Below are 3,291 nucleotides of genomic sequence, written 5' to 3'. Positions count from 1 at the left end.
ATCTACACCCATGTCGAGCGCGTCGGCCGCACCTCGATGACGCTCAAGGTCGAGGCCTGGGCGCAGCGCTACCTCTCCGACCTGATGGAGAAGGTCACCCATGCGGATTTCGTCATGGTGGCGCTGGATGGCGAGGGCAAGCCGAAAGCGGTTCCCGCCGAAGGCTGAGGCAAGCCGAAAAATCAGAAGCGCACTTGCATCGTGGCGCGGACGCCCTGGTCGGCCGCCTTCTTCCCGAACTGACCGGAGTAGCTGATCCCCAGCGTGGTGCTGTCGGCGATCCGGAAATCGAGCCCGGCCCCGACGATGGCTGTATCCCTAGCGATCGGCACGCCGGCAATGGTGAAGAGGTCGCCACCGGCGAAGGCCATGTCTGCGGTCGGCGTGGTGTCGCCGAAGGCATGACGCCAGCCGAGCGTACCCTGCGCGGTTGCTTGCATTCCGCCGAGGTCGAAGCCGGCCGAGGCCCGCAAGCCGAGCGTGGTGAAGGTGGTCTCGGTGGTCGAGGCAGCGGATGTGAGTGCGGCGGCGCGCCCCTTTTCCGTGAAGCTGTCGGTGTGGAGGTTGACATAGGCGAGACTGGCGAAGGGCTCGAAGGCAGCCATGCGCGTCTCGAGGCGATAGCCGGCCTCACCGAAGACCTGCGCGGTGCCGGCATCGTATTTCGCCGTCAGCGCATCGACGAAGCCTGGAACGACGACGTTGCGGCTGGTGTCGATCCGGTTCCAGCTGTAGGCGACGCCGCCGCGCAGGCCGAGGCCGTCCCACTGTCTACCGCCATAAAGGCTGATGTGATAGGTGTCGCTGGAGCCGGAAGAGGCATGATCGTCGACGTCGAAACTGGCGTGGTTGTAGCCGGTCAGCAGGCCGACCCGCCAGGCTTCGCCGATCACGGTGTCGGCGCCGGCGAGGAAGCCGCCGGTGGAGCGGTCGAGGCCGGCGGCATTGCCGTCGCCGCTCGCCGTGCCCCAGGAGCCGAAAGCCTGCCCCCACACGACGAAACGGCTGGTGTCAGCCTCGACCAGCTCCGGGCCGCCCTCGCCATAAGCCATCACTGGCATGGCGGGAGCGGCGACGTCGCCCATGGCCGCCCGGACGCGGGCGGTTGCGGCATCGGCGACGAAGCGGCTGTCCTCGATCAGCATCCCCTTGGCTGAGGCATGAACCTCGCCCGACGCGGCATCCAGCGCCAGGCGCGCTGCGTCCTTGTCGGTCATGAGCAGCATGGCCCATGCAAGCGCATTGCCTTCGCCCAGCCGATCGAGGGCTCCGGCGGTCGCGAACTGGTTGCGGGTGGTGGCGACGTTGGCGACCGCGACGTCGTTGCGCGCCAAGGCGAGGGTGATGTCGTTGCCGTCGCCGCCCTTGTAGTTGATGAGATGGTCGAGGAAGAGAAGGTCGTTGAGGTTGCCGACGGAGGCGAAGGTGCCGGCGACATCGGCAGCGCCATTGTTCTGGATGATCGTGTACGGCCCGTTGCGCAGGTTCCAGCTCTCGGCTGTCGCCGGCGTCAGGACCAGGTTGAGCGTGGCGCCTGATATGTCGACCGTGCCGCCGACGATCAGCCTGTCGGCGCCGGATGGGGTCGCCTCGACCTCCAGGACGCCATGATTGACATAGTTGCCGCCGACCGCCTGGACGCCGATGGAATTGCCGACGCCGTGCGTGCCGAGGATGGTGACATTGCCGCCCATGGTGCCGATGCCGCCAAGGCGCGCGCCGGAATCCACCGTGACATCGCCGGCGAGGCTCGCTGTGCCATGGCTGGCGTCGCCCACCACCAGCGTTCCCATGTCGACGGTGGTCAGGCCCGCATAGCTGTTCTGTCCGTTGAGCGTCAGCTTGCCCGCGCCGGTCTTGGTCAGAGAGCCGTTTCCGGAAATGGTGCCGCCGATGACGTCGTCATGACCGAGCGCGCCGAGCGAAAGCTGCGGCGCCAGCTGTGAATCGTCGATTAGTATGGCCCCGTCGCCAGACAGCGAACCGACATCGAGCACGGAGTCCTGGTTGCGGAAGCGAACCAGCACGCTGCCGCCGGCGCCGTTGAGGATGGTTGCATCAGCCGCCTGCGATGCCTGCTGGAAATCGAGCGTGCCGCCGGCCTCGTTGACCAGCGTCGCCGTTCCGCCGTCCGAATGTCCGTAGAAAATGGTCGAGCCGCCATTCCGGTTGGTTATCGTGGCGTCCCCGGCGGAGGAAGATACATTGCTTGAGTAATCGTCGTCGAAGGTCGTCCTGCTGAAATAATACGGTATGCCCAGGCCGTCATTGACGATGGTAGCATTGGCGGCGCTTGCTCCTGTGAAGGTGACCGAGCCGCCGCCCTGGTTGATGATGCTGGCCGTGCCGGCATCGGTTCCGGTGCTGAAATTGAGCCCGCCAGTGCCGTCCTTCGCCAGAATGATGGTGGCCGCGCCGGCGGTCGCATTGCGCAGGAAGTTGAGGTCGCCCAACCCGACGGTGATCGAGATATCCTCGGCACTGACCGGATTGGCGGCGTCGTTGCCCGAGAAATAGAGCTTGGCCCATCCCCCGCTTCCGTTGGAGTTTATGGCGACCAGTCCGTCGCCGAGCGCGCCTGTCGCCGTCACGACAAGGCCGCCGCCGCGCACCGCCGTGCCGCCCGAATAGCTGTTGGCGCCGGTCAGCGTCAGCGTGCCGGAACTGGTCTTGGCGAGTTGTCCGTCGCCCGAAACCACGCCGTCGAGGATCAGGTTCTTGCCGGCGCCGACATCGAAGGTGCCGCCGTTGGCGCCGAGGATTATCTGGCGCTCCAGCGTGAAACTGACGGGATTGCCCGTCACCTGCAGCGCGCCGCCGTTCAAGGTCAGGGCGCCCGAGACATCGCCCAGCGACCAGTCGCCGCCGATCCTCAATGTGCCCTGGTCGACGGTCCACGACGTCACCGCGCTGGTGCTGCCGGTCAAGGTCCATGTGCCGTTGCCGGTCTTTTCGTAGATGCCGAAACCCTGGTATTGCTGTCCGACGCCTGAGACGTCGAAGCTGCTGTCGACGTTCCCGCCGAGCCTCAACGTGTCGGCCGCGCTGAAGGCCTCCACAGTGCCGCTGATCGCCGAGCCGGCCCGCAGCTCCAGCGTATTGACGCCGCCGCTGAACCGGATCGCATCAGCCTGGGGGCCGTTGCCGTCGATCGAGAATCCACCGGCGATGGTGCCGCTGTTGGTCACGGTGAGGCCAGCCCCGGCAATGCCGACCCCTCCGGATCCGGCAAGGTAGCGTTGATCGGAATAGCCGCTGGCGCCACCTGTGCCGCCCTGCACGGTGCCGCTG

At 66.4% G+C, this 3,291-nt stretch carries 1 protein-coding gene and 1 pseudogene; one reads left to right on the top strand and one right to left on the bottom strand.

Features of this window, described 5'->3' with window-relative positions:
* Nucleotides 1-168: pseudogene (locus EN879_RS40240) on the top strand (acyl-CoA thioesterase); the annotation flags it as partial.
* Nucleotides 169-182: 14 nt separating this feature from the next.
* Here EN879_RS40240 and EN879_RS29210 read toward each other — a convergent pair.
* A partial coding sequence (locus EN879_RS29210) for an autotransporter domain-containing protein (RefSeq protein ID WP_127274421.1) occupies nucleotides 183-3,291 on the bottom strand: 3,109 nt, incomplete at its 5' end.

The sequence above is a fragment of the Mesorhizobium sp. M7A.F.Ca.AU.002.02.1.1 genome (assembly GCF_003998535.1).
Lineage (GTDB): Bacteria > Pseudomonadota > Alphaproteobacteria > Rhizobiales > Rhizobiaceae > Mesorhizobium > Mesorhizobium ciceri.
Note: the sequence above shows the minus strand (reverse complement) of the source record. Positions and strands in the feature narration are given on the sequence as shown.